Here is a 14,037-nt window from a genome sequence, read left to right on the forward strand (position 1 = left end):
GGAAAGTCACCAGCAATAACGATGGAGATCGGTATCAATGTCTGACGGCAACCTTATCCTCTACACCACCGACGATGGGCGCGAGAGGATCGAATTGCGCGCGCAGAACGGTACGGTGTGGCTTTCGCTGAACCGGATCGCTGACCTGTTTGAGCGGGACAAGTCCGTCATTTCCCGACACATCGCCAATATCTTCGACGACGGGGAGTTAGCCGAGGATTCAGTTGTTGCAAATTTTGCAACCACTGCCGCTGACGGAAAGACGTATCAGGTTGACCACTACAACCTCGATATGATCCTCGCCATAGGATACCGCGTTAGGTCGGCTCGCGGTGTCCAATTCCGCCGGTGGGCAACGACGACGTTGAGCGAGTACCTGATTAAGGGCTTCGTGATGGACGATGCCCGGCTAAAACAGCCGGGTTATGACTATTTCGACGAGCTGCTTGAGCGCATCCGCGACATCCGGGCATCGGAAGCGCGCTTCTATCAAAAGGTGCGGGATATTCTGGCGCTTAGCGAGGATTACGATCCCAGTTCGAAATCCGTGACCACGTTCTATGCGACGATCCAGAACAAGATGCTGCACGCAGTTACCGGTCATACCGCTGCTGAGCTTATCGTCGCTCGCGCTGACGCCGCTGCACCAAATATGGGATTGACCTCATGGAAAGGGTCGCGAGTGCGCAAGGGCGATGTCGTGACCGCGAAGAATTATCTCGCACAGCCGGAGATTTCGGAACTCAACCTCATCGTCACGATGTTTCTGGACACGGCCGATTTGCGCGCCAGACGCCGGCAGACCATGCAGTTGGCTGAATGGGAAAGTGTGCTGGACACTTTCCTGCGCTCCAACGAACTAAATGTCCTGAAGAACGCGGGGTCCGTATCTCACAAGCAGGCCACCCAGATTGCGGAGGCTCGCTATGAGAGCTTTGATACCGGGCGAAAGGAGGCCGACCGCTTGGCCGATATGAAGACTGATGAGGTAGATGAACTGAAACGGATCGCCGACAACGTACCAAAAACCACCAAAGACCGGCGCTGAGCAGAGTCAGGCCACTAACGTCAAGAAACTCGGGAATTCAGGACATCCCGACGCCAACGGACTCCCGCTCCCGCGTCGAACTGTGCGCGCCGTTGAAGGGGGGAGGTCCGGCGGGGTGCCGTGCCGATTAGTAGGGCACGCGGTGAACTGTAGGCTTCTAGTAGTGTCGCGGGATCAAAGGGGTGGCAACCGGGTGATACCCTGTGCTACCTCTCAACTCCCGAAAGTGGATTCCAGCCAATGGCTTGTCCAGTAGGGTCCAACGATTTCGTAGAGCGTCTAAATCTCTGATATTGCTACGAAAAACAATTCGTAATGATGGGGTCAGGTGTTCGAGTCACCTAAGCGGCACCACCACTCCTTGAGATCGTCAGTATCGTAGAGCCGCTTGCCGCGGACCATGCTTGCTTGCGGCGTCGCGCCCCTCCAAACATGCCCTTCGTCCTCCGATCAAAGATTGCACCTGATGCGCATTCTCGTGCTTGCCAGCGCCGTCAAAGGGCGTTATCAGATTATTTGTAATAAAATAACATTACATATATTCTCCCGAAACCGATAAGGACTAGAATGATGCGAGGCTTAAGTCTGAAGTGTGCCGGCGCACTGTCGATAGCCATGGGGCTGTTGATGGCCGCCCAAATTGTTCCGCAGCCGGCCGCTGCTGTTGAAAAGGCGCCTAGTCACAGCCATGACCATGCCTCTGGCGATGTTGCAAAGGATGCCGCCTCCAAAGGATATTTCGAAGATGGCCAGGTGAAAGACCGGTCGCTGGCGGATTGGGAAGGCGATTGGCAGTCGCTCTACCCCTACCTCGAGGATGGAACGCTGGATCCGGTTCTGGCGCACAAGGCGGAAGCCGGAGACAAGACGGCTGACGAATACCGCGCCTATTACGAGGCCGGTTACAAGACGGACGTCTCGAAAATCGTCATTGCCGGAGACACCGTGACCTTTCACCGGGGCGACAAGCCGGCCAAGGCAAAATATGTCACTGACGGGCACGAAATCCTGGCCTACAAGAGGGGCAACAGGGGTGTCCGCTACATCTTCAGGAAAGTGCAGGGTGACGATGGCGCTCCCCAGTCCATCCAGTTCAGCGATCACGGGATCGCACCAGCCAAAGCCGGCCATTTTCATCTCTACTGGGGAGACGACCGCTCCGCGCTCCTCAAGCAGATGGACAACTGGCCAACCTACTATCCGTCGTCGTTGAGCGGAGACCAGATCGTCAGCGAGATGCTGGCGCACTGAAGACTTACCTTAGCAGGCAAGCAGACTTCCACCGACAGAGCCCCGCGGGCCTTCCCCATCCGCATCGTGTGCCGCCGCGATGCTTATTCGTTGCTGCCAATAGCTTAGCCCCCCTTCCGGTTTCTGAAGCTGAGCAGCGCCGAACGGCTGGTCTCCGCCTCATGCTGGCGGGACCGGACCCGCATCAGGTCCTTCCAGCCGATATAGCCGACCAACCTGGAATCGTCCCGCGACACCACGGGCAGGTGCGAGACATTCGCCGTCAGCAGCTTGTCCGAAAGCGCCTCGAGATATTCATCCGGATGGGCCAGCATGATCTTGCTGCCGGCAAGCAGTTCGGCAAGCGTCGTCGTGCGGTGCCGGCCGTTGCGGCGCCAGCGCAGGATGGCCGGCGGATCGATCAGGCCGAGCACGCGGCCGCCGTCATCGACGACCGGAAAACTCGGATGCGACGTATCCGGCGCAGTCAGGAACAGCGCCGCGCCGTGAAGCGTCATGGAGCCTGGAACCGTCTGCACCTTGGCCGTCATCACTTCGCTGACGCGCGTCAGCGCGAAGGGATCGACGCGGTATTCCCGCACCAGATGATGACCTCGCCGCGCCACTTTCTCGGTCAGGATGGATCGCTTCATCACCAATACCGTGACCGCATGAGCGGTCGCGCAAGCGGCGATCAACGGCACCAGTATGTGCGTGTTGCCGGTCAGTTCGACGGCGAAGAAGGTTGCCGTCAGCGGCGCGCGCATGGTGCCACCCATGGTTGCGGACATCGCCAGCAGCGCCCACAGGCCGGGATCGGCCGCGGGCAGGAAGCCCGAAAGCATGGCGCCCATGGCGCCGCCAAGGATCAGCAAAGGCGCCAGCACGCCGCCCGAGGTTCCCGAACCGAGCGCCACCGACCAGATGATGGCCTTGACCACCAGCAGCACGAGCGCTGCCGCGGCCAGCGTATTGCCCTCCAGAAGCCTCGAAATGTTATCGTAGCCGACGCCCAGCGCATCTGGCTCGATCAGGCCGCCGATGCCAACGACGAGGCCGCCCAGCATGGGCCACCACATCCAGTGGATCGGCAATTTCAGGAACGCATCCTCGCAGGCATAGACCATCTGCGTCAGCAGCGTCGACAGCAGGCCGGCGGCGGCGCCGATGGCGACCCAGCCGCCCAAGGCGGCGAGCGAGACGTCGATGCTGCCGGCGAAGGGAAACAGGGGCGCCGGCATGTGCAGCAGGGTGCGCTCCACCTCTGCCACGATGGCCGCAACCGCGACGGGAATGAAGCTGCGCGGCGTCCACTCGAACAGGAGCAGTTCGACCGCCAGCATGATGGCGGCGATCGGCGTGCCGAAGACGGTGGTCATGCCTGCCGCAGCGCCCGCCACCAGCAGGGTCTTGCGCTCATTGTCGCTGACCGGCAGCAACTGCGCGATCAGCGAGCCGATGGCGCCGCCCGTCATGATGATCGGGCCTTCCGCGCCGAAGGGTCCGCCGGTGCCGATCGAGATCGCCGAGGAAAGCGGCTTCAGCACGGCGACCTTGGCGTCGAGCCGCGAACGTCCGAGCAGGATCGCCTCGATGGCTTCGGGAATGCCATGGCCCCTGATCTTCTCGCTGCCGAAGCGCGCCATGAGGCCGATGATCAGCGCTCCGATCACCGGAATAAGTACGGCTGCATAGCCGAGATGGTTGTCGCCCGGCTTCAGGTCGGAAAAATCGAACTGCCCGAAATAGGCGATGTTGGTCGCCAGCTGGATGAGCTTCAACAGAATGATGCCAGCGACCAGAGCGACCGACGCCACCACCACCGCAATGGCGGCGATGAACAGGACACGGGCGTCGGTCGTGAAATCGCCGAGCCGGCGATGGCTGAATTGTCCGGACTGCATGGAAACCGCTTTCTTACTCGAGGCGCAACGGCCATATGTTTGGTGTCGGACATCGCGCCCATTGCGGTAGACCTATATCGTAATACGATATAAATTCTCAAGCCTCTTGTTGCCGAGGAAATCGCCATGACGGATACACCGGACCCGAATGACAGACCTTCGAGGAAACGGCCGGCCATCCGGCAATCGGATTACGAAAGGCTGTCGGAATTCCGGCATCTGATCCGGCTCTTCCTGGAGTTCAGCCAGGAAAAGGCCAGGCTTGCCGGCCTGACCCCACGCCACCACCAGGCGCTGCTGGCGATCAAGGGGTATCCCGGCGGGGGTCCGGTCACGGTGGGCAAGCTGGCGGAGCGCCTGCGCATCCGCCACCACAGCGCGGTCGAATTGGTCGACCGCATCTGCGAGGCAGGCCTGATCACCAGGGATCAGGACAAGGCCGACCACCGCCGCGTCGTGCTGAACCTCACGCCGCGCGCGGAGGCACACCTGGCCGACCTTTCGGCCGCCCATCTCGACGAACTCGACCGCATCGAACCGATGCTGCGCCGGCTGCTGAGGCACGGGGACGAAGACGGTTCCGCGCCAGCCGCTTGATTGCGGCCTCCGTCATGGGACTTGATTTCCCGAGGACGAAGGCGCGAAATCCGGATTGAATGCCTTTGCTTGAAGTATGCCATATGGCGTGCTATCTTATGCCACATGGCAAGAAATGCGTTACGATTGGCCGCAACGAGAGCCGCCCGGAGCGAACCTTCCGACGGTCCTGCCGCGGGTCTTACCTGGACCGAAGAGGAGGTGGCCGGCACGGCCGCCAAGGCCTATGCACGGATTGCCGCCGCATGGCGCTTGCGCAATGAGGAGGCGGCGGGCCTGATCGACGTTTCACCACGCACCTGGGCACGCATGAAGGCAGGCAACTGGTCGGGACGCCTGTCGAAAGACCAGCTTTTGCGCATCAGCGGCGTCACCGGGCTCTACAAGGCGCTGCATCTCTATTTCAGTAATCCGCTGGCCGACGAGTGGGTTGGGCTGGCCAATGAAGGGCAGAGCTTCGGCGGCCAGACACCCAAGGACGTGATGATTGGCTCGGGCTTGCCGGCCATCCTGCAAACGCGCGATTATGTCGATGCGCTGCGGGGCGGCGTGTGATCCCGCCGCTGACGGCCGTGGCCCAGCCGGCCACCGTCCGCCTGATATCGACTGCCTACTTCAAGCCTCCGGTGCTGAAGGTGCTGGTCGATACGGATGAGGAGTTGCAAATCCTCGAGGACCTCGAAGGCTTGACCAACCGGCGGCTGCAGGCGGAGCGATCAGGGCTTGCCTCGCTGCATCCGCGCGAACTGATCTTCCAGGCCTGGGGCCGCACCTATATCAACGCCGCCTTCACTTATACGCGCGCCGAGGGCAACCGCTTCAACAGCGGCGACCGCGGCGCATGGTATTGCGCCTTCGATGAGGGTACAGCCATTGCCGAGGTGGGCTTTCACCGCACCCGCGAACTCGCCAATATCGGCCGCTTCGAGGACGAGGCGATCTACCAAGCGCTGCTCGCCGGGTTTATCGGCGATTTTCATGATCTGCGAAAAATGAAGCCAAGGCCGGATTGTCTCGGTCCTGACCCGGCCTCGGCCTATCCCGCCGGTCAGCAACTGGCCCGGGAATTGAGGCACGAAGGGTCGCGCGGCCTCGTCTATCCATCGGTACGCCGGCGCGGCGGCACCTGCCTCGTCGCCTTCGAGCCGCATGTCGTGCAGAATGTGCGCCCCGCTGCCCGGTGGAAATTGTCCTGGACGGGATCGGCCGGCTACACGGTGACGACGGTCTGACGACCCCGCCCCTATGGGTCAGGCCGCTCTCTTCCTTGCCAGCCGCGCCTTGATGCTCTCGACATCGGCGCGCGGCGTGGCGGCGAACAGCGTCTGCGTATAGGCGTGCCGCGGGTTGGTGAAGACCGCGTCGCGCGGCCCGTACTCCACCGCCTCGCCGAAATACATCACCATCACATCGTCGGCGATATAGCGCACCACAGACAGATCGTGGCTGATGAAAACGTAGGTCAGCTTGAACTCGTCCTGCAGATCGGCCAGCAGGTTCAGCACCTGCGCCTGCACGGACAGATCGAGCGCCGAGACCGGCTCGTCCAGCACCAGCAGGCTGGGGTTCAGCATCAGGGCGCGGGCAATGGCGATGCGCTGGCGCTGGCCGCCGGAGAACATATGCGGATAGCGGTTGTAGTGCTCAGGCCCAAGCCCGACCTTCTTCAGCATCGCCATGGCGCGGTCGCGTCGTTCGCTCGCCGGGGTGTCGGTGTTGATCTTCAGAGGCTCACCGAGGATGTCGCCGATCTTCTGGCGCGGATTGAGCGACCCGTAGGGATTCTGGAAGACGATCTGCACCTTGCGGCGCATCTCCTTCGACAGGCCGTGACGGGCGATATCGACTTTCTCCCCGTCGATGAACAAGTCACCGGCGGTCGGCGCATCGATCAGCGTGACGATGCGGGCGAGCGTGGACTTGCCGCAGCCACTCTCGCCGACGATGGCGAGCGTCTTGCCCTGCTCCACCGTGAAGGAGACGCCCTTGACTGCATGGACAGTGCGCCCCCCTCTGAACAGCCCACCGGCGACGTTGTAGTCCCGAACAATGTTGCGGGCGTCGAGTACGATCCTGGCCATCAGGCCGCTCCCGGCGCCGGTTCGAACATCATATCCGAAACAGTCGGTAGCCGGTCGCCGACAGCGTTCTCGGGCAGCGCCGAAAGCAACGCGCGCGTGTAATTGCTCTTCGGATTCTCGAACAGCGACAGCACGTCCGCCTCCTCCATCTTGCGGCCCTTGTACTGGACGATGACCCGATCCGCCGTCTCGGCGACGACGCCCATATTGTGGGTGATCATGATGAGGCCCATGCCGTATTTTTCCTGCAGGCCGACCAGCAGGTCGAGAATCTGCTTCTGGATCGTCACATCGAGCGCCGTCGTCGGCTCGTCGGCGATCAACAGCTTGGGATTGCAGGCAATGGCGATGGCGATCATGACGCGCTGGCACTGGCCGCCCGACATCTGGTGCGGGAAGGAATTCAGGCGTTCCTCCGGTTCGGCAATGCCGACCAGCGTCATCAGCTCGATGGCGCGGGCGCGGCGCTCGGCCCGGTCCATGCCCATGTGGAAGCGCAGCACTTCCTCGATCTGGAAACCGACAGTGAAGCAGGGATTGAGGCTGGCGATCGGCTCCTGGAAGATCATCGAGATGTCCTTGCCGACAATCTTGCGGCGCGCGGCAGGGCTGAGACCAAGCAGGTCGATGCCGTCGAAGGCCATGCGATCCGCCTTCACGATGGCGCTCGGCGGCAGCAGCCCCATGACCGCCAGCATCGACACCGACTTGCCAGAGCCGGATTCGCCGACGATCGCCAGCACCTCGCGTGGCTCGACCGACAGGTCGATGCCCCGCACCGCCATGAACGGTCCGGTCGAGGTGTCGAAGGAAACGGTTAGGTTCTTGATATCGAGAAGCGGCATCGCTCACGACCTCTTCAGCTTGGGATCGAGCGCATCGCGCAAACCGTCGCCGATCAGATTGATGGCGAGCACGGTGATGAGGATGGCAAGGCCCGGGAACGTCACCACCCAGGGTGCGCGCAGGATGAACTCGCGCGCCGAGGCGAGCATCGTGCCCCATTCCGGCGTCGGCGGCTGCGCGCCCATGCCGAGGAAGCCGAGCGCGGCGGCCTCCAGGATGGCGTTGGAGAAGGACAGCGTCGCCTGCACGATCAGCGGCGCCACGCAATTCGGCAGGATGGTGACAAGCATCAACCTGAGATGACTGGCGCCTGCGACCTTGGCCGAGACGACATATTCGCGGTTCTTCTCGGCCATGACGGCGGCGCGGGTCAATCGGGCGAAGTGCGGCTGCAGCACCAGCGCGATGGCAAGCATGGCGTTGAACAGGCCGGGACCGAGGATCGCCACCAGCACCAGCGCCAGAAGCAGCGACGGGAACGCCAGGATGATATCCATCACCCGCATGATCAGCGCATCGACCCAGCCACGGAAATATCCCGCCAGGACGCCGAGAATGATGCCGCTGACGAGGGCGAAGACGACGACCACCAGGCCGATGAACAGCGAATAGCGCGCGCCGTGGATCAGCCGCGAAAGCATGTCGCGCCCAACAGCATCGGTGCCGAGCAGGAACATCGACTTGCCGCCCTCCTGCCAGGCAGGCGGCGTCAGCAGCGAATCGCGGAACTGCTCGTCGGGAAGATGCGGCGCGACCAGCGGCGCGAAGATCGCCATCAGCACCAGCAGCGTGAACACGACCAGCCCGATCACCGCGCCAGTGTTCATCGAGAAATAGTGCCAGAACTCGACCAGGCCGCGGTTGCGCGGTTCCGGCGGAAGCGTGGCGGCGGTGCCTTCGCCTGCGGACTGATCGGTCATTGGCTACTGCACCCTGATGCGCGGATTGATGACGGCATAGAGCATGTCTACGAGCAGGTTCACCGCCATGACGATCAGCGCGATGATAAGCAGCCCGCTCTGGACCACGACATAATCGCGCTTGCCGATGGCATCGATCATCCATTTGCCGATGCCGGGCCAGGAGAAGATCGTCTCGGTCAGGATAGCGCCGGCCATCAGCGTGCCGACCTGCAGGCCGATGGTGGTGACCACCGGGATCAGCGCATTGCGGAAGGCATGCAGGCCGACGACGCGGCGCGGCGCCAGCCCTTTGGCGCGGGCCGTACGGACATAATCCTCGCCCAGTACCTCCAGCATGGCCGAACGCGTCTGGCGCGCGATGACGGCGAGCGGGATGGTCGCCAGCACGATGGATGGCAAAATCAAATGGCTGACGGCGGACGAGAACGCGCCGGGCCGGCCGGCGATCAGGCTGTCGATCAGCATGAAACCGGTGACGGGGCGGAAGAAATATTGCAGCCCGATGCGGCCCGAGACCGGCGTCCAGCCGAGATAGCCGGAGAAGAAGATGATCAGCAACAGCCCCCACCAGAAGATCGGCATGGAATAGCCGGTCAGCGCCACGCCCATGGTGGCCTGGTCGAACCAGGAACCGCGTTTGACGGCGGCGAAGATGCCGGCCGGGATGCCGATGGCGACAGCGATGATGAGCGCCACCACTGCCAACTCGAGCGTTGCCGGAAACAGCGCCATGAACTCGCCCCACACGGGCCGCTTTGTGGCAATGGAGATACCGAAGTCGCCGGTCAGCACATTGCCGATATAGTCGAGGTACTGGACGATATAGGGCCGGTTGTAACCGAAGCGCTCGATCAGTTCGGCGTAGCGCTCCGGACTGACGCCGCGTTCGCCGGCGAGCGCCAGGATAGGATCGCCCGGCAGCAGCCTGACGAAGGCGAACGCCGCCAGCGAAATGCCGATGACAGTCGGCACGATCAGCGCCAGCTTATGGAGCAGGTAGCGGAACATGTTCAGTCAACCCGGCTAGGACCAATCCTAGAACGTTACCGATACGCTTATCGGATAAGACAACGGCGCTGGACGCGAGTCCAGCGCCGCGATCGCTCGATTGCCGTAGGTCACTCGGTGACGTCGACGCCGTCGAACCGGTGAATGCCGAGCGGATCCATGACGAAGCCCGAGACCTTCTTGTTCATCGGCATGAACACCTTGGAGTGGGCGATGGTCAGCCACGGAGCCTCACGCTTGAACACGACCTGCGCCTCTTCATAGATCTTGGTGCGTTCGGCCTGGTCCGTGGTGGCCTTGCCCTTCTGCAGCAGGTCCTCGAACTCCTTGTTGCACCAGATCGCGTAGTTGGACTGGCCAATAGCCGAGCAGCCCAGCAGGAACAGGAAGTTGTCCGGATCGCCATTGTCGCCGGTCCAGCCGAGCTGGAAGGCGCCGTCGCGGTCCTTGGCCTTGCCGCGCTCGCGATACTCCGTCCATTCGTAGCTGATGATCTCCGCCTTGACGCCGACCTTGGCGTAGTCGGCCTGGATCAGTTCCGCGACGCGCTGGGCGTTCGGGTTGTACGGACGGCTGACCGGCATGGCCCAGATCTTCATGGAAAGATCCTTCACGCCGGCGGCCTCGAGCATCTTCTTGGCTTCGTCAGGATTGTACTCGTCGTCCTTGATGGCGTCGTTGTAGGACCACATGGTCGGCGGGATCGGGTTCTTGGCCACCTGGCCGGCGCCCTGATAGACCGCGTCGATGATGGCCTGCTTGTTGACCGCCATGTTGAGGGCCTTGCGGACCTCGACCTTGTCAAACGGCGGCAGCGTGGTGTTGTAGGCCATGTAGCCGATGTTCAACCCTTCCTGCTCCTCGACATTGAGGTTGGTGTCAGCCTTGAGGCCCTCAATGTCGGCGGGCGCCGGGTACGACATGATATCGCATTCGCCGGCCTTGAGCTTCTGCGCGCGCACCGCGGGATCGGGCGTGATGGCGAAGATCAGGTCGTCGATCTTCTGGCGGCCGCCGAAATAGCCGTCCCATGCAGCGTAGCGGATGACCGCGTCGACCTGATAGTCGACGAACTGGTAAGGGCCGGTGCCGACTGGCTTCTGGGTGAACTGCTGCTTGGTGTCGGCCTTTTCGAGCTGGTCGGCATATTCCTTCGAAACGATCGACGAGAAATCCATGCCAAGGTCGGGAAGGAAAGCCACTTCCGGCTTGGTCAGCACGAACTTGACCGTCAGATCATCGACCTTGACGATTTCCTTCAGCAGGTCGGGGAAGCCCATGCCTGTGAAGTATTCCCAGCCGGTGCCGGGGAGATATTCGTACCAGGGGCTGTCCTTCTTCCACTGACGCTCGAAGGAGAATTTCACATCGTCGGCATTGAGGTCGCGGGTCGGGGTGAAATAGTCGGTGGTCTGGAACTTGACGCCCGGACGCAGCTTGAACGTGTATTCCAGCCCGTCGTCGGAAACCGTCCAGCTTTCGGCAAGGCCCGGCGAGATGGTCGTCTTGCCCTTATCGAACTCGACCAGCCGCGAATAGATGGTGCGCGAGGATGCGTCGAAATCGTTGCCGCCGCTCCACGGCGAGGGATCAAAGCCTGCCGGCGAAGCTTCCGAACAATAGACGAGCGTTTTGGCGTTGGCCACGCCGCCCAGCATGGTTGCGGCCAGCAAGGCAGCCGCAAAAGCCAGTTTCGTTTTCATTGAGCACTCCCTGATTTTCTTACAAGCCCCTCTTCAGGCTCGTGAAGGCAGCATATAAGCACCGTTCATTTGGCTTTGGAACACCCTGCGGTTTACCCTAACGGAAGCAGCGGCGACGATCCGCCTTTAACCGGGTATTGCTTTCCACCGGCAAAGCCCGAGTCTGCGAGGCAGCGCTATCGATGCCCGACAACGTGCCCCTGCAGGGATCTCTGCCAAGCTACCCCTGCGGCACCACTTGCTTGTCCCCGGATTGTCGCCATAGATAGAGTGGAGGAACCAGGCCAAGAATTCGGCCTTGCCCCGCAAAGTCCGGCAAGCGCCGGCAAAAAGAGCCGACCGACCAAGGTCGGCATCGAGGGAGGGAATCAGGTGGCAAAGTCAGGCAAGACGGCGGCGGCTTCGGCCAGCAACACACCCAAGAGCAGCGCGTCGAAAAGCTCCGGGGCCAAGGCCAGCACGGCGAAGACAGGCGCTACAACGGCTGAAGCAGGTGCGAAGATCGCGGCCAGGCCCGTCAAGGCAAGTCCTGCCAAGAGTGCGAAGCCCGTGGCGGTCGCCGCAAAGTCCGCCCTGAAACCCGCGGCGGAATCGAAGGCAGGCGCCACAAAATCAGCCAAGCCAACTACTGCCGCCAAAGCGTCGGCGGCGAAGACCGCCAAACCCGCTGTTGCAAAGGTATCCGCCAAAACCGGCGGACCCACCAGGACCAGCGCCGCCAAAGCCAAACCTCCTGCTGCAAAGCAATTGATGCCAAAAGCAAGCACCGCAGCATCCAAGGCGACAGCGGTGAAGGCATCGGTGGCCAAAGCGCCAGCGAAAGCAGCTCCGGTAAAAGCGGCGGCCGCCAAACCGTCGACAAAGCCGGCAACACCGAAAACGGCGGCAATAGCCTCTGTCAAAGCGCCGAAGAAAGCTGCTGCGTCGAGGTCCCCAGTGCCGTCAAATAGCGGAAATAGCGCCAAGGTCGCCGTGAAACTGCCCAAGGCCCTTGCCGCGCTCGCCGCTGGCCAGAAGAAAAAGCCCTGGCTGGACAATTACCCCAAGGGCGTTCCCGCCGAGATTGGAAAGCTGCCGGCCGATTCAATCGGGGACCTGCTGGGGGATGCCTGCAAGGCGTTTTCCACACGCCCGGCTTTCACCTGCATGGGCAAGACGATGAGCTATGGCGAACTCGACCGGCTCTCCGCCGCCTTCGCCGTGTTCCTGCAATCCAAGGGGTTGCAGAAGGGCGCGCGGGTGGCGCTGATGATGCCCAATGTGCTGCAGTATCCGGTGGCCATGATGGCCGTGCTGCGCGCCGGCTATATCGTGGTCAACGTCAATCCGCTCTACACGCCGCGCGAACTCGAGCACCAGCTCAAGGATTCCGGCGCGCAGGCGATCGTCATCCTCGAGAACTTCGCCGCGACGCTGGAGGCGATAGTCGCCAAGACGCCGGTCAAGCATGTGGTGGTCGCCTCGATGGGCGAGATGCTCGGCGGGCTGAAGGGCGCGATCGTCAATCTCGTCGTGCGGCGGGTCAAGAAGATGGTGCCGGCATGGTCGCTGCCCGGCCATACGAAATTCGCCGCGGCGCTGAAGGCGGGCGCGGGCCAGACGCCGAAGGCGGTGGAGACGAGAGCCGAGGAAGTCGCCTTCCTGCAATATACTGGCGGGACTACGGGCGTGTCGAAGGGCGCTATGCTGCTGCACAGCAATGTCGTCGCCAATGTCGCGCAGAACGCGCTGTGGGTGGAGGACGCCTATACGGTGAAGCCGAAGCCGGCGAACCTGACCTTCGTCTGCGCGCTGCCGCTCTATCACATCTTCGCGCTGACGGTGAACGCGCTGATGGGCATGCAGCAGGGCGCGCACAACATCCTGATCCCCAATCCGCGCGACATTCCCGCCTTCGTCAAGGAACTGAAGAAATATCCGATCAACATCTTCCCCGGTCTCAACACGCTGTTCAACGCGTTGCTGAACAATGAGGAGTTCCGCAAGCTCGACTTCAAGCCGCTGATCCTGACGTTGGGCGGCGGCATGGCGGTGCAAAAGGCGGTGGCCGAACGCTGGAAGGCGCTGACAGGGTGCCCGATCTCGGAAGGTTATGGCCTGTCGGAAACATCGCCGGTAGCGACGGCCAACAAATTCAGCGTCGGCGACTACACCGGCACGATCGGTCTGCCGTTGCCATCGACCGAAATCGCCATCCGCGACGACGACGGCAACGACCTGCCATTTGGCGAGGTCGGCGAGATCTGCATTCGCGGACCGCAGGTAATGGCCGGCTACTGGAACCGCGACGACGAGACCGCCAAGGTGATGACTGCGGACGGGTTCTTCAAATCCGGCGATATGGGCTTCATGGACGAACGCGGCTACACCAAGATCGTCGACCGCAAGAAGGACATGATCCTTGTCTCCGGCTTCAACGTCTATCCGAACGAGTTGGAGGACGTGGTGGCCCAGCATCCGGGCGTGCTGGAAGTGGCCGCCATCGGCGTGCCGGACGAAAAGTCGGGCGAGGTGCCGAAGCTTTTCATCGTCAAGAAGGATCCGGCGCTGACGGCGGAAGCGATAACCGCCTACTGCCGGGACAATCTCACCGGCTACAAGCGCCCGCGATACATCGAATTCCGTACTGAACTTCCGAAGACGCCGGTCGGCAAGATCCTGCGGCGAGAGCTCAGGGGATAGTCAAGCCCCTGTCAT

The 14,037-nt window shown here is 62.0% G+C and carries 13 protein-coding genes; 6 read left to right on the top strand and 7 right to left on the bottom strand.

Annotated elements, in window-relative coordinates; genetic code table 11:
• The first annotated feature begins 37 nt into the window (after positions 1–37).
• Both J2X35_RS09755 and J2X35_RS09760 read left to right on the top strand, forming a co-directional pair.
• A complete protein-coding gene (locus J2X35_RS09755) occupies positions 38–1,048 on the top strand; it encodes a virulence RhuM family protein (RefSeq protein WP_310184671.1) in 1,011 nt (336 codons plus the stop codon).
• A gap of 570 nt (positions 1,049–1,618) precedes the next feature.
• Positions 1,619–2,299 (top strand): ZinT family metal-binding protein, encoded by a 681-nt coding sequence (locus J2X35_RS09760; RefSeq protein WP_405023203.1) that lies wholly within the window; start codon positions 1,619–1,621, stop codon positions 2,297–2,299.
• Between the two features lie 104 nt (positions 2,300–2,403).
• Here the strand turns inward: J2X35_RS09760 and J2X35_RS09765 are convergent, their stop codons facing one another.
• Positions 2,404–4,182 carry a chloride channel protein gene (locus J2X35_RS09765; protein ID WP_310184675.1) on the bottom strand — a complete coding sequence of 593 codons (1,779 nt, stop codon included), beginning with the start codon at positions 4,180–4,182 and terminating at the stop codon, positions 2,404–2,406.
• Positions 4,183–4,308: 126 nt separating this feature from the next.
• Here J2X35_RS09765 and J2X35_RS09770 point away from each other — a divergent pair, with 126 nt between their 5' ends.
• The 3 genes from J2X35_RS09770 to J2X35_RS09780 all read left to right on the top strand — a co-directional run bounded on the left by J2X35_RS09770 (position 4,309) and on the right by J2X35_RS09780 (position 6,011).
• Positions 4,309–4,779, top strand: coding sequence for a MarR family winged helix-turn-helix transcriptional regulator (locus J2X35_RS09770; protein ID WP_310184677.1), 471 nt, complete (start codon positions 4,309–4,311; stop codon positions 4,777–4,779).
• A 201-nt stretch (positions 4,780–4,980) separates the two neighbouring features.
• Entirely contained in the window at positions 4,981–5,334 is a 354-nt protein-coding gene (locus J2X35_RS09775; RefSeq protein ID WP_310184680.1) for an antitoxin Xre-like helix-turn-helix domain-containing protein, read from the top strand.
• Positions 5,331–6,011 carry an RES family NAD+ phosphorylase gene (locus tag J2X35_RS09780; RefSeq protein ID WP_310184682.1) on the top strand — a complete coding sequence of 227 codons (681 nt, stop codon included), beginning with the start codon at positions 5,331–5,333 and terminating at the stop codon, positions 6,009–6,011. Before J2X35_RS09775 ends, J2X35_RS09780 begins: the two co-directional genes overlap by 4 nt.
• Before the next feature lie 18 nt (positions 6,012–6,029).
• Here the strand turns inward: J2X35_RS09780 and J2X35_RS09785 are convergent, their stop codons facing one another.
• From J2X35_RS09785 to J2X35_RS09810, 6 genes are all read right to left on the bottom strand, one after another.
• Entirely contained in the window at positions 6,030–6,860 is an 831-nt protein-coding gene (locus tag J2X35_RS09785; RefSeq protein WP_310184684.1) for a dipeptide ABC transporter ATP-binding protein, read from the bottom strand.
• Positions 6,860–7,705 carry an ABC transporter ATP-binding protein gene (locus J2X35_RS09790; RefSeq protein ID WP_056114587.1) on the bottom strand — a complete coding sequence of 282 codons (846 nt, stop codon included), beginning with the start codon at positions 7,703–7,705 and terminating at the stop codon, positions 6,860–6,862. Before J2X35_RS09790 ends, J2X35_RS09785 begins: the two co-directional genes overlap by 1 nt.
• A 3-nt stretch (positions 7,706–7,708) precedes the next feature.
• Complete coding sequence (locus tag J2X35_RS09795) at positions 7,709–8,626, bottom strand: ABC transporter permease subunit (protein WP_056114584.1); 918 nt, start codon at positions 8,624–8,626, stop codon at positions 7,709–7,711.
• A 3-nt stretch (positions 8,627–8,629) separates the two neighbouring features.
• Complete coding sequence (locus tag J2X35_RS09800) at positions 8,630–9,637, bottom strand: ABC transporter permease subunit (RefSeq protein WP_056114581.1); 1,008 nt, start codon at positions 9,635–9,637, stop codon at positions 8,630–8,632.
• A gap of 110 nt (positions 9,638–9,747) precedes the next feature.
• Positions 9,748–11,340: an ABC transporter substrate-binding protein gene (locus J2X35_RS09805; RefSeq protein WP_056114578.1), complete on the bottom strand. Its 1,593-nt coding sequence runs from the start codon at positions 11,338–11,340 to the stop codon at positions 9,748–9,750.
• 368 nt (positions 11,341–11,708) lie between these two features.
• The gene (locus J2X35_RS09810; RefSeq protein ID WP_310184687.1) at positions 11,709–12,326 is read right to left on the bottom strand and encodes a hypothetical protein; all 618 of its coding nucleotides are present in this window, start codon (positions 12,324–12,326) and stop codon (positions 11,709–11,711) included.
• On the opposite strand from J2X35_RS09810, the gene J2X35_RS09815 reads away from it, so the two are divergent.
• Positions 12,319–14,022 carry a long-chain fatty acid--CoA ligase gene (locus J2X35_RS09815; RefSeq protein WP_310186093.1) on the top strand — a complete coding sequence of 568 codons (1,704 nt, stop codon included), beginning with the start codon at positions 12,319–12,321 and terminating at the stop codon, positions 14,020–14,022. The two genes, J2X35_RS09810 and J2X35_RS09815, sit on opposite strands and share 8 nt — an antisense overlap.
• Positions 14,023–14,037 lie beyond the last annotated feature (15 nt).

It is taken from the genome of Mesorhizobium sp. BE184, from assembly GCF_031457045.1.
Classification (GTDB): domain Bacteria; phylum Pseudomonadota; class Alphaproteobacteria; order Rhizobiales; family Rhizobiaceae; genus Mesorhizobium.